At 54.3% G+C, this 21216-nt stretch carries 19 protein-coding genes; 9 read left to right on the top strand and 10 right to left on the bottom strand.

Features of this window, described 5'->3' with window-relative positions; translation table 11 throughout:
* Positions 1–16: 16 nt before the first annotated feature.
* From Q3O59_RS01940 to frdD, 5 genes are read left to right on the top strand one after another with little or no spacing between them, the layout of a single operon-like run.
* The gene (locus Q3O59_RS01940) at positions 17–919 is read left to right on the top strand and encodes a prenyltransferase (RefSeq protein ID WP_305943992.1); all 903 of its coding nucleotides are present in this window, start codon (positions 17–19) and stop codon (positions 917–919) included.
* Entirely contained in the window at positions 919–2709 is a 1791-nt protein-coding gene (frdA, locus tag Q3O59_RS01935) for a fumarate reductase (quinol) flavoprotein subunit (protein WP_305943991.1), read from the top strand. The genes Q3O59_RS01940 and frdA overlap by 1 nt, the downstream gene beginning before the upstream one ends.
* The gene (locus Q3O59_RS01930) at positions 2709–3461 is read left to right on the top strand and encodes a succinate dehydrogenase/fumarate reductase iron-sulfur subunit (protein ID WP_305943990.1); all 753 of its coding nucleotides are present in this window, start codon (positions 2709–2711) and stop codon (positions 3459–3461) included. Before frdA ends, Q3O59_RS01930 begins: the two co-directional genes overlap by 1 nt.
* Positions 3458–3859, top strand: coding sequence for a fumarate reductase subunit C (locus tag Q3O59_RS01925; RefSeq protein WP_305943989.1), 402 nt, complete (start codon positions 3458–3460; stop codon positions 3857–3859). The genes Q3O59_RS01930 and Q3O59_RS01925 overlap by 4 nt, the downstream gene beginning before the upstream one ends.
* A complete protein-coding gene (frdD, locus tag Q3O59_RS01920) occupies positions 3846–4235 on the top strand; it encodes a fumarate reductase subunit FrdD (RefSeq protein ID WP_305943988.1) in 390 nt (129 codons plus the stop codon). Before Q3O59_RS01925 ends, frdD begins: the two co-directional genes overlap by 14 nt.
* Here the strand turns inward: frdD and Q3O59_RS01915 are convergent.
* The 6 genes from Q3O59_RS01915 to mpl form a co-directional block, all read right to left on the bottom strand.
* The gene (locus Q3O59_RS01915) at positions 4232–5203 is read right to left on the bottom strand and encodes a hypothetical protein (RefSeq protein WP_305943987.1); all 972 of its coding nucleotides are present in this window, start codon (positions 5201–5203) and stop codon (positions 4232–4234) included. The genes frdD and Q3O59_RS01915 overlap by 4 nt on opposite strands.
* Before the next feature lie 10 nt (positions 5204–5213).
* Positions 5214–6857, bottom strand: a complete 1644-nt coding sequence (panP, locus tag Q3O59_RS01910) for a pyridoxal-dependent aspartate 1-decarboxylase PanP (protein WP_305944438.1) — start codon at positions 6855–6857, stop codon at positions 5214–5216.
* Positions 6858–6960: 103 nt separating this feature from the next.
* Positions 6961–7749 carry an ABC transporter permease gene (locus Q3O59_RS01905; protein WP_305943986.1) on the bottom strand — a complete coding sequence of 263 codons (789 nt, stop codon included), beginning with the start codon at positions 7747–7749 and terminating at the stop codon, positions 6961–6963.
* On the bottom strand, positions 7746–8675 hold the full coding sequence (locus Q3O59_RS01900) for an ABC transporter ATP-binding protein (RefSeq protein ID WP_305943985.1): 930 nt from the start codon (positions 8673–8675) through the stop codon (positions 7746–7748). Before Q3O59_RS01900 ends, Q3O59_RS01905 begins: the two co-directional genes overlap by 4 nt.
* Positions 8672–9301, bottom strand: a complete 630-nt coding sequence (locus Q3O59_RS01895; protein WP_228591641.1) for a flavin prenyltransferase UbiX — start codon at positions 9299–9301, stop codon at positions 8672–8674. Before Q3O59_RS01895 ends, Q3O59_RS01900 begins: the two co-directional genes overlap by 4 nt.
* Complete coding sequence (gene mpl / locus Q3O59_RS01890) at positions 9291–10712, bottom strand: UDP-N-acetylmuramate:L-alanyl-gamma-D-glutamyl-meso-diaminopimelate ligase (RefSeq protein ID WP_305943984.1); 1422 nt, start codon at positions 10710–10712, stop codon at positions 9291–9293. The genes Q3O59_RS01895 and mpl overlap by 11 nt, the downstream gene beginning before the upstream one ends.
* Positions 10713–10857: 145 nt before the next feature.
* Here mpl and Q3O59_RS01885 point away from each other — a divergent pair, with 145 nt between their 5' ends.
* The 3 genes from Q3O59_RS01885 to Q3O59_RS01875 all read left to right on the top strand — a co-directional run bounded on the left by Q3O59_RS01885 (position 10858) and on the right by Q3O59_RS01875 (position 14228).
* Positions 10858–11844, top strand: coding sequence for a class 1 fructose-bisphosphatase (locus Q3O59_RS01885; RefSeq protein WP_305943983.1), 987 nt, complete (start codon positions 10858–10860; stop codon positions 11842–11844).
* A 65-nt stretch (positions 11845–11909) separates the two neighbouring features.
* Positions 11910–12440, top strand: a complete 531-nt coding sequence (ppa, locus tag Q3O59_RS01880; protein WP_305943982.1) for an inorganic diphosphatase — start codon at positions 11910–11912, stop codon at positions 12438–12440.
* Positions 12441–12608: 168 nt separating this feature from the next.
* Positions 12609–14228 (top strand): methyl-accepting chemotaxis protein, encoded by a 1620-nt coding sequence (locus tag Q3O59_RS01875; protein WP_305943981.1) that lies wholly within the window; start codon positions 12609–12611, stop codon positions 14226–14228.
* A gap of 60 nt (positions 14229–14288) precedes the next feature.
* On the opposite strand, the gene Q3O59_RS01870 is transcribed toward Q3O59_RS01875, so the two are convergent.
* Positions 14289–16511 (bottom strand): bifunctional diguanylate cyclase/phosphodiesterase, encoded by a 2223-nt coding sequence (locus Q3O59_RS01870; protein WP_305943980.1) that lies wholly within the window; start codon positions 16509–16511, stop codon positions 14289–14291.
* 232 nt (positions 16512–16743) lie between these two features.
* Here Q3O59_RS01870 and Q3O59_RS01865 point away from each other — a divergent pair, with 232 nt between their 5' ends.
* On the top strand, positions 16744–17691 hold the full coding sequence (locus tag Q3O59_RS01865; protein ID WP_305943979.1) for a TIGR03899 family protein: 948 nt from the start codon (positions 16744–16746) through the stop codon (positions 17689–17691).
* On the opposite strand, the gene Q3O59_RS01860 is transcribed toward Q3O59_RS01865, so the two are convergent.
* Genes Q3O59_RS01860 through Q3O59_RS01850 form a run of 3 tightly spaced genes read right to left on the bottom strand, consistent with a single transcriptional unit; the run spans position 17645 to position 20967 of the window.
* Positions 17645–19735: a response regulator gene (locus tag Q3O59_RS01860; RefSeq protein WP_305943978.1), complete on the bottom strand. Its 2091-nt coding sequence runs from the start codon at positions 19733–19735 to the stop codon at positions 17645–17647. The two genes, Q3O59_RS01865 and Q3O59_RS01860, sit on opposite strands and share 47 nt — an antisense overlap.
* Before the next feature lie 32 nt (positions 19736–19767).
* Positions 19768–20514, bottom strand: coding sequence for a TIGR04219 family outer membrane beta-barrel protein (locus tag Q3O59_RS01855; RefSeq protein WP_305943977.1), 747 nt, complete (start codon positions 20512–20514; stop codon positions 19768–19770).
* Between the two features lie 12 nt (positions 20515–20526).
* A complete protein-coding gene (locus Q3O59_RS01850; protein WP_305943976.1) occupies positions 20527–20967 on the bottom strand; it encodes a copper chaperone PCu(A)C in 441 nt (146 codons plus the stop codon).
* Positions 20968–21216: the final 249 nt, after the last annotated feature.

Genomic DNA, 21216 nt, shown 5'->3' with positions numbered 1-21216 from the left:
ACATCAGGAGGATGCTGTGCTGACAACTCTACTGGGCGTTGCCCGCCTGCCTTTTTTAACCCTAAGTGTGCTTTGTGTTGGCTTGGCGGCAGCCGGAGCCTGGTACCAGCATGGCAGTCTATCCATCGCTTTACTGCTGCTGGTGATGCTGCTGGCATTGGCGGCGCATATCAGTGTCAATGCCTTTAATGAGTACTTTGATTTTCGCTCCGGGCTGGATTTTCTGACCGAGCGCACACCCTTTAGTGGTGGCAGCGGTACTCTGGTGGCAGCGCCACAGCAAGCCAGACTGGCACTTTGGTTAGCCCTGGGTACCTTGCTGTTGGTGAGCGTGCTGGGCCTCTACCTTAGCGCTCGGATTGATTGGCATTTGTTATGGCTGGGTCTGGCGGGAGTGCTGCTGATCTACAGCTACACCGATTACATCAATAAATCCCCGCTGTTGTGCCTGCTGGCGCCGGGCCTTGGTTTTGGTGCTTTGATGACCTTTGGCAGTTACTGGGTGCTGGCCGGTGCACCCGATATGCTGGCGGTCAGCTTGTCGGGGCTCTTGCTGCTGCTGGTCTGCAATTTGCTGCTACTGAACCAGTTCCCGGATGTCGAGGCCGACCGTAAAGTCGGCCGACGTCATCTGCCCATTGTGCTGGGTCGCGCACAAGCTGCCAACATCTTCAGCGCTCTGCTATTGTTGTGCTACCTCTGGCTGCTGCTCAGTGTGGTGCTGGGCTGGCTGCCCGTGGCCAGCCTGCTTGCTTTGCTGAGCCTGCCGCTGGCACTGGGCTTGCTGCGCGATGTAAAACCGCTGGCCGATAGTCCGAAACAACTACCGCCCCTGCTTGGCCGCAATGTGCTGCTGACTCATGCCTTGCCCGCTTTGGTGCTGCTGGGGCTTGTACTTGCCCGACTGATGGAGATCTAATGCAACAACTCACAACCGATGTACTGGTGGTCGGTGGCGGCGGTGCCGGTTTGCGCAGTGCCATTGCGGCGAGCGAAGCCAACCCCAGGCTGTCCGTTACCCTGCTGTCTAAGGTGTACCCGATGCGCTCACACACAGTAGCCGCCGAAGGCGGTGCTGCAGCGGTAACACTGAGTCACGACAGCCTGCAAGCTCACTTTGACGATACCGTGGCTGGCAGCGACTGGCTGGCCGAGCAAGGGGTGGTGGATTATTTTGTCAAACACGCCTTCGATGAGCTGGTGCAGCTGGAGCACTGGGGCTGCCCCTGGAGCCGGCAGCAAAGTGGTGAGGTGCAGGTCCGACGCTTTGGCGGCATGAAAACCGAACGCACCTGGTTTGCCGCCGATAAAACCGGTTTTCATATCCTGCATACCCTGTTTCAAACCTCGCTGAAGTACCCACAAATTCGCCGGCTGGATGAGTACTTTGTGCTGGACTTGTTGGTGCATGAACAGCGCTGCTATGGCGTGCTGGCGATTGAGATTGCCAGCGGCGAGCTGGTGCAAATTAAAGCTGCCAGCGTGATCCTAGCCACCGGCGGCGCCGGCCGGGTTTATCAGTTCAATACCAATGGCGGCATCGTTACCGGCGATGGCATGGCGCTGGCCTATCGTCATGGTGTGGCGCTGCGTGATATGGAGTTTGTGCAGTACCACCCAACCGGCTTGCCGGGCTCCGGCATTTTAATCACTGAAGCCTGCCGCGGCGAAGGCGGTATCCTGCTAAATAAAGATGGCTACCGCTACTTGCAGGATTATGGCCTGGGGCCGGAAACACCGCTGGGTAAGCCGCAGAATAAAACCATGGAGCTGGGGCCTCGCGACAAGTTATCCCAGGCTTTCTGGCACGAGCAGCAACAAGGCCGCACCATTTCGCACCCACAAGGCGAAGTAGTGCATTTGGATCTGCGTCATCTTGGCCAGCGCTACCTGCTGGAACGGCTGCCCTTTATCTGCGAGCTGGCCAAAGCCTATGTCAATGTCGATCCGGTTCAAAGCCCTATTCCGATCCGCCCGGCGGTGCATTACACCATGGGCGGTATTTTAACCGATGCGAACTGCGCCACCAGCATTGCAGGTCTTTATGCGGTTGGCGAATGCGCCTCAGTCGGGCTGCATGGCGCCAACCGGCTGGGCTCCAACTCTTTGACCGAACTGCTGGTGTTTGGCAAGGTAGCAGGGCGTGAAGCCGCCCGGGTTGCCAGCGAGCCGCATTCTGCTGCTACGGATCCATTGCTCAGCAGCCTGACTGAGCAGGCATTGGCCCCGCTCAAACAACTCCACAACAGCAAGGGCACCGAGCGCTGGCACGAACTGCGCCAGCAACTGGCTGCAAGCATGGAGCAAGGCTGTGGCATTTACCGCAGTGAAGCTGGTCTGCAGCAGACACTCACCACCTTAGGCCAACTGAAACAACGCTACCAGCAACTGCACCTTAGCGATACCGGCAAAGCCTTTAATACCGAGCTGCTGCATGCGCTTGAGCTTGGTTTTGGCCTGGATGTGGCCGAAGCCATGTGCCAGGCAGCGCTTGAGCGCAAAGAATCGCGCGGTGCTCATCAGCGCCAGGAGCCAGGCCTCACCAAGCGCAACGATCAGGATTTTTTGCGCCACAGCCTGGCTTTTTATCAAACTGGATCCGAAGCCCGTATTGAATGGCAGGCGGTGGATACCAGCTTGTCAGCACCGGCTGAGCGCCGCTATGGCGGCCAAGCACAAACGGACAAACCGCCTAAGGAGACCTCCTGATGCCCAGCATGGCTATCCAACTGCAGCGCTACCTGCCCGAGCGGGACAGCACCCCTCACTGGCAAGCGTTTAACGTCGAGTACGACGACAGTACCTCGGTGCTGGATGCACTGGAACAAATCAAAGCCGAGCAAGACAGCAGCCTAAGCTACCGCTGGTCGTGCCGGATGGCGATTTGCGGCTCTTGCGGCGTGATGGTCAATGGCGTCCCCAAGCTGGGCTGCAAAACCTTTTTGCGCGACTACCCCAAGGGTTTGCAACTGGCTCCCCTGGGTAATTTCCCGGTGGAAAAAGATCTGATTGTCGATATGTCGCGATTTTTGGAGCATTTAACCGCCATCAAGCCCTACCTGATTGCCGAGGCCGCGCCACAAGGTCAACCCCACCGACAAACACCGGCTCAGTTAGCGCGCTACAAGCAGTTTTCCAACTGCATCAACTGCGGCCTTTGCTATGCTGCCTGTCCCCAGTTTGGCTTAAAACCGGAATTTTTAGGCCCGGCCGCCATTGCGCTGGCACATCGCTACAATCTGGACAGTCGTGATAGCGGCAAGGCTGAGCGCATGGCGCAGCTAAACAGCGACAACGGCGTCTGGGGCTGTACTTTTGTTGGTTACTGCTCGACCGTTTGCCCTAAGGGCGTAGATCCTGCTGCAGCCGTCAATCAGGGCAAGATCGCCTCGACGCTGGACGGGGTGATTCAGTGGTTCAAGCCGGCTAAGGAGCCACGCAACAAGGAGCAAAGCAAATGAGCCGAAAACCCTATCAGTCACCGATGCCGGCCAGCTGGTGGTTAAAGCATCCGGCCTACCGCTTTTACATGCTGCGCGAAGCCACCGTGCTGCCACTGCTGTTTTTTGTCGCCAGCCTGCTGTATGGCCTCTATGCACTGGGGCAAGGTGAAAACAGCTGGCTGCAGTACCTGAGCTGGTTGCAACAGCCCTGGGTCATCGCACTGAATAGCCTGGCGCTTGTAGCCAGCTTGTTTCATGCCTGGACTTTCTTTGTGCTCTTTCCACAAGTGATGCCGCTACGCCTTGGCAGCTGCACCCTGCCCGCCTGTCTGATGGTCAGTGCCCAGTGGGCCGGGGTGCTGCTGGTGATTCTGGCGCTATGGTGGCTGTTAGGAGGTATGAATGCCGATGCTTAACAAAAACGCCTCTCAAACAACCCCACACCGTTCGGATGAGCCCATCTGGTGGTCGCTGTTTAGTGCCGGCGGTGTCTGCGTGGCCATGCTGGTTCCAGCCATCACTCTGCTGGTGCTGCTTGGCATCCCGCTTGGGCTGGTCAGTGCCGAGCAGCTCAGTTATCAGCGGCTGCATGCGCTGGTGTTTCATCCGCTGGGGCTGGGGGTGGTGCTGGGGGCTATGGTGCTGCCGCTGTTTCATACCATGCACCGCATCCACCACGGCTTGCACGATCTGAAGCTGGCCCATGGCCGCCTGGCGAAATGGCTGTGTTATGGCAGTGCTGTGCTGCTGAGCCTGCTGGCTCTAGGGCTTTGGTTATCGGGTTTGGGCTAATGCTCTTCCGTTGGCTGACAGCGCTCAGCGGCTTTAAACAGCTCAAACGCAGCAGCGACCTCGGCTGGTAACTCAATCTCGATACGCTCCGGCTGACCGAGCTGGCTGCGGTGAAAACGCCATTCACTTTTCAGCTCGTCCAGCTGAGCAGCCAGCAGCTGCTGCTCCTCGCGGCTAAACTCCGTATCGGCGATACCAAACATAAAGGGTTCGGTGCGAACTTGTTCCAGCACTGGACTAACCCATAGATCAAACTCCAACAAGGCATTGATCCGCACCAGCAACTGGCGCTGCTGGCTGAAATACGGCTCTGGCAGCTCGCCATCGGCCGTTTTATTTTGCTCCAGGGCAGTCAGTTCATCCAAATGGGTAAAGGCCTGAAACGCAAACATCATCGGCACATTGTGCAAAGCGGCCTGATACAACCAGTAGCGGGCCTGATGAAAAGAGGGCTCAGGCAACTCAGCCGGCGCCTGCTGCTGGAACTCAGGTCGCAACATAGGTGCAGCGTAGTAAATGGCCAAAGCCCGCATCGCCAGCGCATTGCCCGCCTGCGCTTCAATCAGGATGGCGGCTTCATCTTGCAGCAAAAAATGCTCTTCCCCCCAGTTGTAGAACAGCAGCGCATCGCGCAGCCATTCGCGTGCCAGCGCCGTGGCAGGATGGTTTTCCAGCTCGGCCAGTGTCAGGCAGTCTTCAGTGGCCCGGGTATTTTTTTCAGTGGGAATGCTTTGATCCGGGGATGGCACATCGTCGGAAACCGCTGACGGAAATTCATCAGCAGGGAACTCAGCAGCGGGGATTTCTGCTGGCGATAGAGCTTCTGACGGCGATAAAGCTCCGCTCTGATTGTCATTTATAACCGGAGCATCGGCCCCAACAGCAGGCAACCAGTCCGGCGCAGGCTGACGCACCCACCAGCCAAGGCCCAGCAAGAAAAGCAGCAACAGCAAAAAGAACCATTTCATCCTCGATTGCTCAGGCCGCCAGCTCTTTCACCCACTGCATCAGCTTGGGGTACACCTGCCGGCTTTGCCTGGCAATCTCGGCTTGCTCCTGCAGCACCTCGTGCAGGATATCCTTGGTTGTTAGCGGATTGGCCAATACCACCCGAAAGACGATGGTTTCCTGACGCTGGTACTGCTCTGGTGTTAAGCGGGTCCGGGAAACGAAGGACTTGCCCTGCTCGCGTTGCCGCTTCTGAATAAATTTGGTCAGGCTGTTCAGCAGCTCATTGATTTTTTCACGCTGCTCCGGGCTGGCCTTGTGCAGCGCCTGCTGCACCTCTGCCGGCACATAGCGGTAGGTCAGCAAACACAACTCCGGCTCACTGATCAGCTCAAAGTCTGCATGCTTTTCAATTAAATCGGCAAAGTAACGAGCTTTTTCTAAGCTGCGGTTGATCAGAATTTCGTAACCATCGCGGCCAATCACCTGCAGACAGGCATGCACCAACATCGCCATGCCCGGGCGGGAGCCTTCCAGTGTCTGGCTGCCGAGATCCTTGGAGCCCTTCCGCAAAATGTACTCGGCGTGGTGCTCAATGGCATGGGCACTGGAGGGATCTTTAAACACCACCATGCCAGCACCCATTGGCACATACATTTGCTTGTGGGCGTCGATGGTGACCGAGTCGGCCCGCTCAATGCCATCCAGCAAGGGGCGGTACTTTTCCGACAACAGGGTGGCACCACCCCAGGCGGCATCGACGTGGAAACAGCATTGCAGCTCTTGCGCCAAATCAGCCAGCTGATGCAAGGGGTCAATGTTGCCGGTTTCAGTGGTACCAGCCACCCCCACCACCGCCAACACCCGGATATTTTTTGCTTGCAGCTCCGCGCAAATGCGGCGCATCTCGGCCATATCCACCTTGTTGTTGCCATCGGTTTTAACCGCAATTAAATCATCGCGGCCAAGCCCAAGCACATCGGTCGCCTTGCCAAGCGAATAGTGGCCACGCTCGGACACCAGCACTGCCAGGCCATCGTAGCCGTAGTGCTTCATGGCACGAAACAGGCCTTCGCGGGCAATGCCCCGAAAGTCGCCATCTGGCCCCAATAAACGGTTGCGGGCAATCCAAAGTGCACTGATGTTGGCGATGGTACCGCCCGAGCAAAAAGCACCCAACGCATGGTTGGCACTGTGCATCCACTTGTTGTAAAAGCTGGCTTCCTGCCGGTAGACCAGATGGTGCATCATACCCAGCACCTGGCGCTCCAGCGGGGTAAAGGCTTTGGAGGTTTCAATTTTGACCAGATTCTGATTCAGGCCCACCATCATTTTCGACAATGGCAGCACAAAGTACGGCAAGGCTGACGTCATATGACCGATAAAACTGGGCGAGGCGGTATGCACCGAGTGCGCCACCAGCTTGCCCATCATGGCATCGGCGTAATCGGAGACAAACTGCGGCGAAGCCGGGATCTGGTAATCCTGAAAGTCGCGCTCAATTTGCCACAGTGGTTTCTCCACCGCCACAATGCTTTCGCGCAGGAATCCGGCCAGATTCTGCGAGATGTTCTGTTCGATTTTACTCAGCGTTGAATCCGGCGCCTCCGGCACGGTAAAAATCCGCCAGAGTGCTTCTTCCGATGCTGTCGCCTGCCGTTTACTCACATCTATCCTGCTCTTTCATGCCGGCTCTCTGGCCGCTGCTCGAACTGCAAAAAAAGGCATCCACTTTACTGCATGCCCGGGGAAAAGTCTGCAAAAAACCTGCAAAAAACTAGCTTCGCAAACCGATGCCTTTGTTGATCAAGTACATCGCATAACTGAAGAGTAGCACAATCAGTGCCAGCAGCAGGCCAAAAGCCAGCCACAGGCTGACATCGCTGATGCCAAGAAAACCAAAGCGAAAGGCGTTGACCATGTAGACCACTGGGTTAAGCGCCGCCACCTGTTGCCAGAAGCCAGGCAGCAACTGCAGTGAGTAAAAGACACCGCCCAGATAGGTCAATGGCGTCAGCACAAAAGTTGGAATAATGCTGATGTCGTCAAAGGTTTTGGCATAGACTGCATTGATCAGCCCCCCCAGCGCAAACACCATCGAGGTCAGCAACACCGTCAGCACAATGATACCGATGTTGTGCAACTGCACGCTGACAAACAGCAAAGACACCAAGGTGACAATCAGCCCCACCAGAATACCGCGCGCCATGCCGCCGCCAATATAACCCAGCACGATGATGTAATTGGGCACTGGCGCTACCAGCAGCTCTTCGATATTGCGCTGAAACTTGGCGCTGAAAAAGGACGAGGCCACATTGGCATACGAGCTGGTGATCACCGACATCATAATCAGGCCAGGCACAATGAACTCGATGTAGCTGAAGCCGCCCATCTCGCCGATGCGCGAACCAATCAGGCTGCCAAAAATTACAAAGTACAGCGTCATGGTAATGGCCGGTGGCACCAGGGTTTGCACCCAAATTCGCAGAAAACGATTGGTTTCTTTATTTAAAATACTTTTCAGTGCCACCAGGTAGTTGGCTTTGGAAAATGTCTGCTGACTCATGCGCTTTGCTCTCCCCGTCCCTGCTCTACCAGTTTGACAAACAACTCTTCCAGCCGGTTGGCTTTGTTGCGCATCGACAGCACCTTGACCCCTTGTTCGGTTAAGTGGCTGAAAATATCGTTCAAGCCGGCAGATTTCTCCACATCCACTTCCAGACTGTGATCGTCCAGCAGCCGGGTTTGAAAGCCATCCAGTTGCAGCCGGGCCGGATCGGTATCGATATCCAGCACAAAGGTTTCCTGACCCAGCTTGCTGAGCAACGCCTTAACGCTGGTATGTTCGATGATCTGGCCCTGATCGATGATGGCAATGTTGCGGCACAGCATCTCGGCTTCTTCCAGGTAGTGAGTGGTCAGAATGATGGTCACCCCCTGCTGATTGATGCGGCGCAAAAAATCCCACATCGAGCGGCGCAATTCAATATCGACGCCGGCAGTTGGCTCATCCAAGATCAGCAGTTTGGGCTCGTGCATCAAGGCACGGGCAATCATCAGACGGCGCTTCATGCCACCCGATAGCTCACGCGCCCGACTGTTGCGTTTGTCCCAGAGTCCAAGCTGGCCGAGGTACTTTTCCGCGCGAACCAGCGCCAGCTTTTTTGGCACCCCATAATAACCCGCCTGGTTGACCACGATTTGCAACACCGTCTCAAACTGGTTGAAGTTAAATTCCTGCGGTACTAAGCCCAGCTGACTTTTGGCCAGTTCCAACTGCTGATCGATGTTGTGACCAAACACCTCGACCGAGCCTGCGCTTTTGTTGACCAGCGAGCAGATAATGCCGATGGTGGTGCTTTTACCAGCACCATTGGGTCCAAGCAGTGCAAAAAAATCGCCCTGCTGCACGTCCAAATCAATACCTTTTAACGCCTGAACCTTGTTTTTGTAGGTTTTTGCCAGCTGCTTAATGGATAATGCTGCGCTCAAGAGGCTCCCCCCTGATAGCCCCAACGGGGCACCAATTGTTGTTCCAGCTCCAGATGATCAAGCAAACGGGCTACCATAAAGTCGACCAGATCCTCAATCCCTTTGGGCTGATGATAAAAACCCGGCGCGGCCGGCATTATGGTGACGCCAAGCCGTGCCAATTTCAGCATGTGCTCCAGATGAATAGCATTAAGCGGACTTTCGCGCACCACCAGAATCAACTGGCCGCGCTCTTTTAACACAACATCGGCCGCACGCTCGATCAGATTTTCACTGGCACCATTGGCAATGGCAGCCAGGCTGCCGGTAGAGCAAGGGCACACCACCATCTGGCTGGGTGCAGCCGAGCCCGAGGCTACCGGTGAAAACCAATCGTCTTTGCCATAAACCTTCAGTAAGTGGGGCGGACACTGCAGCATTTCAACCAGCTGCGCCTGGCATTTGTCCGGTGCCGCCGATAGCTTGATGTCGTGCTCGGTGGCAAACACCACCCGGGCCGCACTTGAAATCAGCAAATGCACCTGCACCTGCTGCGCCAGCAGGCATTGCAGCAAACGCCAGCCATAAGGGGCGCCACTGGCGCCGGTAAAGGCCAGGGTGATTTGCCTCGTAGTTTTATCCGACATGCTCTGTTTCCCTTAATTCAATGGCATGGCGTAGCCGTTGATGCAAGCCACCAAAGCCGCCATTGCTCATCAGCAGCAGTTCATCGCCCGCTTGCAGCTCGGCCAGAACGGCTTGCTCCAGGCTGGCCAGATCATCATACACCACCGCTTTTTCCCCAAGACGGGCCGCAACCTGGTCCATGCCATCGGCGGCGCCTTGTTGCTGGTAAATAAACACCCGGTCGGCCGTACTCAATGCTGCAGGCAGCGCCTGCTGATGCACACCGCGCTTCATGGTGTTGGAGCGCGCTTCCAATACGGCCACAATCCGCTGTTGGCCCACTTTGGCACGCAGCGCCTGCAAGGTGGTCTGTATGGCGGTGGGGTGATGGGCAAAATCATCGTACAAGCGCACTCCTGCGGCATCGATGAGCAACTCCAACCGGCGCTTGGGCGCCTGAAAACTGCACAAGGCCTCAATGGCCACCGCCACCGGCACACCCACATGGCGGGCGGCAGCTATCGCCATCATGGCGTTATCGACATTGTGCTGCCCCAGCAAGCCCCAATGCACCTCGCCCTGGTGCTGTAGGCCTTGCGCCTCATCGGCCAGATAGACCGCAAAAGCCGAGCCATCGGCGCTTAACAAACGGCTTTGCCAGGGGGCCGCTTTGGCAGCTGTGCTTTCATCGGCTTTCCCTTGGGCAGCATAGCTTTGACGCGCACTCCAACAGCCTTGCGCCATCACCTGCTCAATCGCAGGCTCGGCTGCTGGCGTCAGGATCAAGCCACTGGCCGGTACGGTGCGGACAAGGTGGTGAAACTGGCGCTGAATGGCCGCCAAATCCGGGAAGATATCGGCATGATCGTACTCCAGGTTGTTGATCACCAAAGTACGGGGGCGGTAATGGACAAACTTGGAGCGCTTATCAAAAAAGGCGGTATCGTACTCGTCGGCTTCAATCACAAAGAAAGGACTCTCACCCAGCCGGGCCGACACACCAAATTGTGGCGGCACCCCGCCAATCAAAAAGCCTGGCGTTAAACCGGCCTGCTGTAAAATCCAGGCCAGCATGCTGCTGCATGTGGTTTTGCCATGGGTGCCGGCCACCGCCAGCACCCAACGTTGCTGCAGGACCTGCTCTGATAACCACTGAGCGCCCGAACTGTAGGGCAGCTGCCGTTCCAGCACGGCTTCCACACAAGGATTGCCGCGCGACAAAGCATTGCCTATCAGCACCAGATCCGGTGCCGGCTCCAGCTGCTCCGGCTCAAAGCCAGCCGTCAGTTCAATGCCCAACTGCTGCAGTTGGGTGCTCATTGGCGGGTACACATTGGTATCCGAGCCGGTCACCCGGTGCCCCAGCGCTTTGGCCAGCGCCGCAATGCCACCCATAAAGGTGCCACAAATTCCCAGAATATGAATATGCATTGGCTACACTCATCCGTTTGAAGCTGGTCATTGTAGCAAAACTGACGCTGGCTGCGATTGAAACTGCAATTTTGGCAAAAATTCTTTAAACTAGTGGGTAAAAAAACAGCCACCTCAAACCTACACCATCAACAAGGAATGCCCAATGCGCCGTATTTCTCCGGTCTTGCAACAAGATGGGGTCGATAGCGACCTGATTTCTTTGATAAAAACCATTCTGGCGGCCTGCCGTGAAATTTCATTTCGGGTCAGTCAGGGCGAACTGGCCGGGGTCTTGGGCTCGACGCTGTCGGAAAATGTGCAGGGTGAAACCCAGAAAAAGCTGGATGTGATCGCCAACGAACTGCTGAAAGAAGTGATTCTGGAAACCGGCGTGGTCAAAGCCATCAGCTCGGAAGAGGAAGACGATATCGTTGCCGGCAACCCCAAGGGCCGCTATCTGGTGACCTTTGATCCGCTGGATGGCTCCTCCAACACCGACATCAACAGTCTGATCGGCACCATTTTCTCCATTTTACCAGCTCCGGCTGACAAAGACGCTGACGATGCCAGCATCTTTCTGCAACCTGGTACTGCTCAGGTGGCAGCCGGCTATGTGCTCTACGGCCCCTCGACCATGCTGGCCCTGTCCACCGGCAAAGGAACCCGGTTGTACACCCTGGACAAAACCTATGGCGGTTTCTTATTGACCGAAGACAAGGTCACCCTGCCGAAATACACCTCGGAGTTTGCCATCAATATGTCGAACCAGCGCTTTTGGCAGGCACCGATGCAAAGCTACATTCAGGATTTGCTGCTGGGTAAAGAAGGACCGCGCGGAAAAAATTACAACATGCGCTGGATTGCGGCCATGGTCGGGGATGTGCATCGCATCCTGTGCCGCGGCGGCCTTTTTGCCTACCCGACCGATAACAAGGATCCGAACAAGCCTTACAAACTGCGGCTGATGTACGAAGCCAACCCGATGAGCATGCTGGTTGAACAGGCCGGCGGCCTCAGCATTACCGGCACAGAGCGCATTTTGGAGATCCAGCCCGACGACATTCACCAGCGCGTGGCGGTCATTCTGGGTTCACGCCATGAGGTTGAAACCTGTTTGGCCTACCACCAAAAGGCAGTTTCGACCAATTGAGGATAGCCATTTCGATGGCTAACGCTATAATAAGCGCCATTTCATTCAGCAATTAGGACACTAGCATGAGCTTAAGCGACGTAGCAGCTGGCAAGAACCTGCCAGACGAAATCAATGTTGTCATTGAAATTCCGGCCAATGCCGACCCAATCAAGTACGAAGTGGACAAAGATACCGGCACCGTCTGGGTTGATCGCTTTATGGCCACCCCGATGTTTTATCCGTGCAACTACGGCTTTGTCAATCAAACTCTGTCACTGGATGGCGACCCGGTGGATGTACTGGTGCCAACGCCTTATCCACTGGTACCAGGTGCGGTGATCAAATGCCGTCCGGTTGGCGTGCTGAATATGGAAGACGAGTCCGGCCAGGATGCCAAAGTCATTGCGGTCCCAGTCAGCAAGCTGACCAAGCTGTACGATCACATTCAGGATATCAACGATGTGCCTGAGCTGCTGAAGCAGCAAATCCAGCACTTCTTCGAACGTTACAAAGAGCTGGAAGCCGGCAAGTGGGTTAAAGTCACAGGTTGGGCTGATGCTGCTGCCGCCAAAGCAGAAATCGTCAGCTCTTTTGAGCGCGCCAATCAAGGCTAAGCTCTGCTCGCAAGCAGGCAGGCAGGAGCCCCCTCCCTGCCTGCTATCCTCCCTAAATGTAAATTTTTTTTCGTTTTTCCTTTCCTTTCTTGCTGCTTAGCGCATCTTTCTGACTATACTGATAAAAGCATTCAACAGCCCCCCCGAAGTGACAGAGGCTAAACATCCATGGAATTTTTGAAACAGCTATCGATTGCAAAAAAAATCTACCTGATCCCACTGATTGGTACCATAAGCTTTTTGATTTACCTGCTGCTTGCCACCTCCACGGCGCAAAACAATGCCCGCACCCTGGAAAATACCCGTGACGTGCAGTTTCCGGTGTTGCAGGCAGCAGAAAACAGCCTGGTGCTGCTGGAGCGCATTAGCGAATCGCTGGCCAGTGCAGTCACCACCGGCGATGAAGACTCCTTGATGCTGGCCCGACAGTTTTCCGAGCAGATGAATCAGGCGCTGCAGCGGATCAATCAACTGGATCAGCGCTTCGCACAGGAAGTTCGGACTATTCAGCAAAGCTTTGATGGCTATTACCGGGCGGCTTACACCATCTCGGAAGAAATGGTCAACAATACCGCCGACTTTACCACCCTGGCAGAGCGCAGTGAGCGAATGAACGAGCAATACGAGCAGACCCTCCAGCTGCTGTCGGATTTTCGAGATATTAAAGAGGCCGATTTTACCGATGCCATTGATGCTGCCAGCGAGCAGGCTTCACGGCTAATATTGGTGGGTATTCTGATGGGACTGATCACCACTGTGGTGCTATTTGGTACCGCCATTCCCATTGTGATGGGGATTCGCAATAACCTGAACAGCATTATTTCGTCCTTGCGCGATCTGGCCAAAGAAGATGGCGATTTGACGGTCCGCATTAAAACCCAAAGCAAAGATGAGCTGGGTGATCTGGCCTACTGGTTCAATACCTTTATGGAGAAATTACAGGGCATTGTGAAAGATGTGGTCAATACCGCCTTGCCCTTGTCATCCCTGGCCAAAGATTTGAATGAACTGACCGACGACACCAACAAGACCATTCAGGTACAACGCAAAGCCGCCGATCAGGCTCGGCAGGCAGTGGACCAAATGAATCATAGTGTGATGGCAGAAGCCAGCAGTGCCAACGAAGCGTCCCATGCCGCCAATGAATCCGGCGAGGCCGCTAACCGGGGGCAAAGCACCGTTGAGCAAACCGTGTCCAACATCAAGCGACTGGCAAACAATGTGCAAGAAGCCTCTACCGTCATTACTCAACTTGAAAATGACGCCAACCAGGTTGGTGCCGTGCTGGATGTGATTAAAGGCATTGCCGAACAAACCAATTTACTGGCGCTGAATGCCGCCATTGAAGCGGCACGGGCCGGTGAGCAGGGCCGCGGTTTTGCCGTTGTTGCCGATGAGGTGCGGACTCTGGCTTCCCGTACCCAGGCATCGACCGAGGAGATCCAAAAAACCATTGAGCAACTGCAAAGTGCTGCCCGCTCAGCCGTGCAAAAAATGCAGCAGAGCACCAGTCAGGCGGATGAAAGCGTGACATCGGCCAATCAGGCTGGGGAGGCACTGGGGCTGATTACTCAGAGCATTCATCAGATTCGGTTGATGAACCAACAGATTGCCGATGCGACTGAAGATCAGCAGCAAATGGCCACCACCATTGTCAATCATGTCGATGAGATCTACACCCATACCGAGCACAGCTCAGCCAGTGCCGACAACATCGCCAAGGCCAGTAGTGAGTTGGCCAATCTGGCGCAGAGTCTGGAACAGGTCGCCCGTCAGTTCCGGGTGTAACGCCAGAAGAAAGCAAAAAAAACCAGCTTTGACAGCTGGTTTTTTGTATCTGTATCCCGTTTATTTCTTTTGCTGTTTAATGAAGGTGAGCAGTTCATCTTTGGCCATCGGCTTGGCGTACAAAAAGCCCTGCACCTCATCGCAGCCCATCGCCAAAATCACCCGTTCTTGCGCTACTGTCTCCACCCCCTCGGCGATGGTATGCAAACCAAGACGTTTACCCAGATTAACGATGGTTTCGGCAATAGCGGAGCCGTTCGGCTGCTCAATGTCGTTGACAAAAGCCCGGTCAATCTTAATGCGATCCAGTGGCAGTTGCTGCAGGTAGCTGAGCGAGGAGAAGCCTATGCCAAAATCATCAATAGCAACCTTGATGCCAAAGGCTTGCAATTCCTTTAAGGCTGAAATAACTATCTTAGGATCATCCATCACCACCGATTCAGTAATCTCCAACTCCAACAATTCTGGTTTTACCTGCAGCTCCGTCACGCAATTGATCACCGACTCGACAAAGTGCGGACTTCTAAATTGAGGCATAGAGACATTCACTGCGATACGAAGATCATTAAACCCCTGGCGCTCCAACTCTTTCAGATGCAAACAGGCTTGCTGCAACACCCAGGCGCCAATTTCAACAATCAGGCCAGAGTACTCAGCCAGCGGAATAAAGACCGCCGGAGACACAAAGCCACCGCCTTGCTGTGGCCAGCGTAGCAGCGCCTCCATACCAATCACCTTTCGGCTTTTCAGGCAAATTTGCGGTTGATACCACAACTGCAGCTTGTCCTGCGCAAAATCCTGCCGCAAAGTACGCAACAGCACCAACCGCTCGGCGGTTTCATCTTCCATTTGCTGCTGGTAATACTCAAAGTTACGACTGATGTTTTTCTTGGCCCGGTTCAGCGCAATGTACACATGCTTGAGAATAGCAAGTCCTTGCTCACTGCTGTCGCTCAACCGGCAAAAACCATAGGTTGCATCCACCTGCAGACTGTGCTCCGAGGCCTGAAATGGCTCCATAAAGAGTTGGTCCAATGCCTCAGGAGTGAGAACTTTCTCAGAGCCTATCAAGCCAAACACATCGGCGCCAATACGGCCTATTTGAGCGTCGTTGCCAAACTCCTGCACCAAGCGCTGAGTGATAGCAATCAGCAGCTCATTGCCAACCTCTTGTCCCAAGCCATCATTCACATCGGAGAAATGATTGACATCAATCAACACCGCGACGCTGTCTTTTGCTCCCAGTCTCCGGGTGTCTGCCAACAGGCTGGTAAACTCGTTGCGGTTTGGCGTTTTGGTCAGTGGATCAATATAAGCCGCATGGCGCAGTTGCTGAAACAAAGTAACATTTTCATAGCCGACTGAAATATTACTTAAAAAAACCTCAATCAATTGACGATCAAAGTCTTCAACCGGTCGATTGGTTTCTAAATAAACGGCAGCAGCATGATGCTCAGCGCCCAGATACAAAGTGGTGTCTTTGTCGGTAAAGATATTTGACTTCGACTGCAAACAGCTGTTGATTTGTTGAATGATGCGTTTGTTGTCGATACGCTCCAACCGGCATTTGATAAAGGGAGCGTAGTGACCAGCCGCCCCCAACACATAGATGGTATCGCTGTTGCTGCCATCGTCTTCTATCTGGGCACAAAGCACGCCTTCCGCATTCAAGCCAATCAGAGAAGCAATTTGGGTCACTACCCCTTCGGAGAACTCGTGCAACGAGTGTTGCTCCAGCAGGTTGGCGCCGGCATTGATGATCTTTTGCAGACCAATACGGTTCTGATTGATGGTGCGGATTTGCTGGTAAGAGCGCAGCGAGGCAATGATGGTGGTGACCAACTTGCTGCGGGTCAACTCGGTTTTGGTTTTGTAGTCGTTGATGTCGTATTCTTTGATAACGCTTTCTTCTGGAGCGTAACCAGGTTGGCCAGTTCGCAAAATAATCCGGGTGTCTTCCAGCTTTAACTCATCCCGAATTTGCTGCACCACTTTCAAACCAGCATCATCGCTTTCCATCACCACATCGAGCAGCACCAGGGCAATATTTGGGTGGTCTTTAAGAAACTGCACCGCTTCTTTACCGGAGTAAGCATGATGAAAAGCCAATTGACGACCTTCAACCATCACATCAGAAAGTGCTAATTTGGTGACCGTGTGAATTTCTTCGTCATCATCAACAATCAGTAATTGCCACTCACCCAAGACATGCTGTGCTGGCTCCAAGGCATCTTCATCATCTGCGAGGAACAGAAAATCATCTGAGTTTGCTTCTGGTGCCATGCACGATCCTTAATTACTACCCATGAAAGAATGAAATTTCAGCGTTAAAAACTCCTTTAATAATAATATACAGACTTCTGTTAAGCGCAATGTTTGAACCCGGATATCGCACGAATTCGCCTAAAAAGTCGGTTCCAAAGCCCCGAACCATGGATAACTCATCCTTCAGCTGACTTGCACTTAGCCAGCACAACTGCCAGTATCAGTAGTATCCAACACACTTAACCACGCCATGACCAAACTTACCGTCCCTAAAGCTAGCACAGAGCCTGCATCCGTTCGGCCCGTCCCAGTCAAAGCGAGCCCCCCTCCGGCCGGCACCAAGACGCCCAAAGGCAACAAGGTAAAACGATCACCGAGATTTTATACTAAATTCAAGCGCTTATCCACCTATGCCGGTGTGCAATTAAGCCAGCAAAGCGGCCTGGATCAACTGCCTTTGACGCAGCGGTTGCAACGTCGTTTGCGGATGCAACAAGAGCGCCAGCAACTTAATCTCGAGCGAATTATCGCGCTCAGTGCCGATTATGCACCGGAGCATGTAAGCGAGCGAGAGGTTGACCCGGATTGGTTTCACCATTACTGCGAACTGGCATTAAACATCGCCAACCCGGGGATGCAGCAACTCTGGGCCAAAATTCTGGCCTGTGAAATCGCGACCCCGGGGCAGTTTTCACTGAAAACACTCTATGTATTAAAAAAAATGAGCCACAAAGAAGCCCTGGCACTGCAACAAGCCGCCAGTCTGAGCTGCCGGAGCAGTGTCGAAGGTTCGGGGCGAATTTATTTTGCGGTACTGCGTCGCCCTTCTTTGCTGCGCCTGATAACCGGTCGTGGCAAAGCCATGCTTAACCTAAGCCAATACCGGTTAAGCTACCCCGACATCCTGAGCTTAATGGATACCGGCTTGTTGCATCATGAGGAAATTGAAAGTGGCGAACTGAGCAAAGGCGATAGCATTCAGCTGACCATTCAGCAGCAGCGCCTGCAATGCACAGCTATTCAGAGTGGTTTGGTACTGCATTATTACAAGTTCAGCCCACTCGGCGATGAGCTGCTGCCGTTGCTCACCTTGCAACCTCAGCCACTTTATCTCGAGGCTCTACAACAGCTGCTTAGCCCTTTTTTTGTGGTTAAGCGCCTGCAACAGGCGGAGGCTGACACCAACGCATCAGACTAGCCAGCTTGGAAGCATCCAGCGGCTTAATGACCACATCATCCATACCAGCGGCTTTAAATGCAGCCACTTCATCCGGCAGCGCATGAGCAGTAAAAGCCAGGATTGGGATCTGCTGAAAAGCTGGCAGCTGACGTAATTGCCGGGTCACCTCGATGCCAGACAAATCCGGCAACTGAATGTCCATTAGAATGACATCAAAACGCTGTTGACGACACAGGTTTAGTGCCTGCTGCCCAGTGGTCGCTGAGGTTAGGTGCAATGGGAAAGAAGCCAGCATCGCCTGCACAAAGGCCTGATTGGTTTCATTGTCGTCCACCACCAACAAATGCCGTTTCCCCATGGATTGGCTGCCAAGCTGCTCCAGAGCCTGAGTCAGTTCTGTTGCACTTTGTGGCAAAGGCAAAACCTTAGTGGCACTCTGAGCCTGCCAGGCTGCACAATGCTCCGCTTTGGCCAGCGCAATGCCATGCAAACCAGCAAGCAAGGAGCGGAACAATGCCGCATCGGGATGCTCCGGCTCTGGCAATGCCAGTACGCTTGGGCAGGATGCTGACTGGCCGGCGGCAAAGTGACTGAGTCGAGACTCCTGCAGCAGCTGATGACAGGCCGACTTGATGCTTTGCACTTGTGCTTCCGGCAAAATCCCCGGCAATGCCAGCAGCTGCAATGTCGGCAATGGCATCCAAGGGTGAGCGCAGCTAACTTTGACTGGAATCGTCAACTGGATTGCAGAGCCCAACTCATCCAAACAGGAAACCTCTACCTCCGCCTGCAACTGTTGACAGCAACGACCAAACAATTGCACATCCGAGATAGGGTCCGTTTCGGGCTGTTGCGGAGCCTGTTGCAACTGCTGGCACAAAGAAGCCGGCAATGACTGACCTTTGAGCAGCAAGTGCAGCACCAATTGACCGTCAACCGGGTCCAGCTGCCATTGCATACTCAACTGGCTTTGACCACCATAGGTTGCGGTTAACCGCAGCAGTGCCCGACAACCTAAAGCCAACGCCTCAGCCGCCAGGGTCAGCTGATACTCGGAGGCCTTACTGTCTTCTTCGAGTTGTAGGCACTGATGACTGGGTAACAACGCTCGCCACGACGATGCCTGTAGCCCAACCCATGAAGGCAACTCGATGCTTTGCTCACTGCCAGACTCCTGTCGCACCAACAACAAGTCCTGCAGCAAAGTTGGCTGACAATGGGTTGGTGTCTGTACCAGCTGACGTAAGAGTTGAATCCGTTGATGCTCACACTGTTTCTCAGCCTGTTCTTGTCGCTGCTGGGCCTGCTCACTCTGGTGCAACTGCTCCAGGGTGGCCTGATGCGCTGCTTTTAGCTCAGTCAACTGGTCAGTCAGAGCTTGCTGCTGCTGATGCTGCTGCGCTTGCTGCTGCTGATGTTGATGCTTCCATTGTTTGAGTAAGCCGGACAGCGCGTGATTTTCAGGGAGGGGCAGTTCAGGCTCATTCGCCAGCCAATGCATCAGCACCTGTTCGATCGCCTTGCTTTCTTGCTCTAAAGCGCTGCGTCGATGACTGGCTCGTTGCCAAAGCCAAATTAACAGCAAACAGGGCAGCCCCAGCCAGATCAGCATTTGCCAGAGCCAAAGTTGCCATGGGAATGGTGGATGCGCCACCTCCAACAGCAAAAAGCCTCCAACTTGTTGCGCCAGTTGCACCGGCTGACTGGACAGGATCCTGTCGTCCAGCCAATGGACTTGGTAGCTGGCGGCAAACCAATCCGATTCAGGTTGCTGCAGCAAAGGACTCAGCCCGGTTGAACTCAGAACCAACTTATCGGCATCCAGCAGGGTAATGGACAGCACAGGAAAAGCTGCATAATGCTGAGCCGATGAAAAGAGGGTATTGATGTCTTGCTTGCCATCATCCAACAGCAGCAACTGCGACGCTTTAGCCAGCACCTGGTTCATGGTTGCCAGTTGCTGGCTAAAGTCCTGCCGTGTTTGCTGATGCAGCTGGTAAAACGACAGTACGCTGGTAAAGAGCAACACCAAGAGTATGGCTAGACCAGACAATCGACTCATTCAGCTCCCTCCGATGGCCACTTCCAAAGCGATTAGAAACTTAGCTCCAGTCCAACAAAAACACCGGAGTAGTCCATGCTGGTAGAAACGCCTTGCAGGTTATCCAGCTCCAGACGACTGTCACGGTACCCCAGGCGTAGTGCACCATCGAGTATGATGGCATCGATAAACTGGAAAACCAGCCCAGCGGAGACATCATGCGCCTGATGGCGACCTGGTGTCACACCATTGGCTTCGGCAAACAGCTGCCAGCTAGTACCCACCAGATCCAGGCGCGCCGATGCATGCAACATCGCTAAGTTACCTTTCAGACGTTGCTCACTGGCCAGGCCATTCTGATCCTGCGCAGCGGCTTTGCCGTCCAGACGCTTTACCATAGCACCGAAATTCAGCCCAACCAGATTGTTATCCAACAGTTGGTAATAAAAAACTGCATCAATGTGCGCCAGGTCAAGGCTGGAATCCAGTTCTGAACCAACCGCATAACTTTGACCGGCCAGCGCAAAGGTCTGCGCCAGCTCAGTCCGGCCTTGATGCTTGAGCCCCTGGTAACGTACTGCCAGATTGGGTATTAGCGGAATAGGGTGCTCAAAAGCCAACCCTAAACGCAATTGATTCCGGCTGCTAAAGTCGTGCGGTTGGCTGGCACCGGTCTGACCAAAGTCCCCCTCAGCACTGGCTTGCCAACTATCGAGCTGCAGCTTTACCGCAAAAAAGTCTGCCTGAGCGGTGCCGGCAAACATTAGTGGCAACATAGCCATCATGGTCCATCGCTTCATCGTTTCATCCTTTTAGCGTCTTGGCGGCATCACCAGGCGGGCTGTTACAGCCAACTCGGTGCCATCGTCAAACTGCAGTTGCAGCACAATGCTGCCGTCTTCTTCCAATACCAAACCAGGTTCAAACAACATCAAATGCAAGCCGCCCGGGCGCAGCACCGCTTCGCCGCCAGCAGGAACTTCAATGCTATCGACTTCGATCATACGCATCATGCCATCCACATGGGTATGGGTGTGTAACTCAATCCGCTCGAAGGCTTCGGATTGAACCGCTGTCAGCTGACGACTTTCAGCACCGAGATTACGCAACGTCATGTAGCCGGCGGTGACAGTACGGCCAGGCATCGGCACTCGCACAATGACCTCATCGGCTTCGATCGCCACGGGCACAACCGCCAGCGCAGGGGCTGCCAGCAGCATACAACCAAGTAACAGAGTTGAGAAAATTTTCATAGCGCCCTCTTTATCTTTGGAATACAGAGAGCTACAGCATAGCCTTTCTGCCTGCAGGGTACTAGTCTTTACAGAGTCAGATGAGGGAAAAAGTGGAGGGATAAAACAACAAAAAAGAAGCCAGCAGAAAAATCGGTTAAGCCCCGTACAGCATGAGGGGCCTAACCTTCCAGTTTGGTAAATAACCAGCTACTAAGGATCCCCAGCGGTATCAGTGTCAGTACTGGTGTGAGCAACAATAACAGCAGT

Source organism: Alkalimonas delamerensis, from assembly GCF_030717955.1.
In the GTDB taxonomy this organism is placed as follows: domain Bacteria; phylum Pseudomonadota; class Gammaproteobacteria; order Enterobacterales; family Alteromonadaceae; genus Alkalimonas; species Alkalimonas delamerensis.
The sequence above is the reverse complement of the archived record's forward strand: the minus strand, read 5'-3'. Positions and strand labels throughout refer to the sequence as shown.

Coding starts and splice junctions, on each gene's coding strand:
- frdA (WP_305943991.1), top strand. CDS start 919: ATGCAACAACTCACAACCGATGTACTGGTGGTCGGTGGCGGCGGTGCC.
- Q3O59_RS01930 (WP_305943990.1), top strand. CDS start 2,709: ATGCCCAGCATGGCTATCCAACTGCAGCGCTACCTGCCCGAGCGGGAC.
- Q3O59_RS01925 (WP_305943989.1), top strand. CDS start 3,458: ATGAGCCGAAAACCCTATCAGTCACCGATGCCGGCCAGCTGGTGGTTA.
- frdD (WP_305943988.1), top strand. CDS start 3,846: ATGCCGATGCTTAACAAAAACGCCTCTCAAACAACCCCACACCGTTCG.
- Q3O59_RS01915 (WP_305943987.1), bottom strand. CDS start 5,203: ATGAAATGGTTCTTTTTGCTGTTGCTGCTTTTCTTGCTGGGCCTTGGC.
- Q3O59_RS01905 (WP_305943986.1), bottom strand. CDS start 7,749: ATGAGTCAGCAGACATTTTCCAAAGCCAACTACCTGGTGGCACTGAAA.
- Q3O59_RS01895 (WP_228591641.1), bottom strand. CDS start 9,301: ATGTCGGATAAAACTACGAGGCAAATCACCCTGGCCTTTACCGGCGCC.
- mpl (WP_305943984.1), bottom strand. CDS start 10,712: ATGCATATTCATATTCTGGGAATTTGTGGCACCTTTATGGGTGGCATT.
- Q3O59_RS01885 (WP_305943983.1), top strand. CDS start 10,858: ATGCGCCGTATTTCTCCGGTCTTGCAACAAGATGGGGTCGATAGCGAC.
- ppa (WP_305943982.1), top strand. CDS start 11,910: ATGAGCTTAAGCGACGTAGCAGCTGGCAAGAACCTGCCAGACGAAATC.
- Q3O59_RS01875 (WP_305943981.1), top strand. CDS start 12,609: ATGGAATTTTTGAAACAGCTATCGATTGCAAAAAAAATCTACCTGATC.
- Q3O59_RS01870 (WP_305943980.1), bottom strand. CDS start 16,511: ATGGCACCAGAAGCAAACTCAGATGATTTTCTGTTCCTCGCAGATGAT.
- Q3O59_RS01865 (WP_305943979.1), top strand. CDS start 16,744: ATGACCAAACTTACCGTCCCTAAAGCTAGCACAGAGCCTGCATCCGTT.
- Q3O59_RS01860 (WP_305943978.1), bottom strand. CDS start 19,735: ATGAGTCGATTGTCTGGTCTAGCCATACTCTTGGTGTTGCTCTTTACC.
- Q3O59_RS01855 (WP_305943977.1), bottom strand. CDS start 20,514: ATGAAGCGATGGACCATGATGGCTATGTTGCCACTAATGTTTGCCGGC.
- Q3O59_RS01850 (WP_305943976.1), bottom strand. CDS start 20,967: ATGAAAATTTTCTCAACTCTGTTACTTGGTTGTATGCTGCTGGCAGCC.